This window comes from Pseudomonas sp. TH37, from assembly GCF_016650735.1.
GTDB lineage: Bacteria > Pseudomonadota > Gammaproteobacteria > Pseudomonadales > Pseudomonadaceae > Aquipseudomonas > Aquipseudomonas farris.
Genome location: NZ_JAEKFD010000031.1, coordinates 1 through 233 on the forward strand (window position 1 = coordinate 1; position 233 = coordinate 233).

The 233-nt window shown below is 63.1% G+C and carries 1 protein-coding gene; it reads left to right on the top strand.

Annotated elements, in window-relative coordinates:
• Positions 1-233: immunoglobulin-like domain-containing protein (locus JFU11_RS27955; protein ID WP_201062765.1), on the top strand; the 233-nt coding region annotated here is incomplete at both ends.

Below are 233 nucleotides of genomic sequence, written 5' to 3' on the forward strand. Positions count from 1 at the left end.
ACCCTGACCAATGCCGCCGGCACTCCGGTCACTGTCACGTTGAGCAACGGCGCGATCATCACCATCGCGGCCGGTGCGACTACCGGCTCCGTGACTGTCGACGCACCGAAAGACGACGTCTACAAAGATGCCGGCACCGTCGAAGCAACCATCAAGGATGCCGTGGGCGGCAACTTCGAAAACCTGGCAACCAATCCGACGGCGGCGGTCACCGAGGTGACCGACACCCTCGA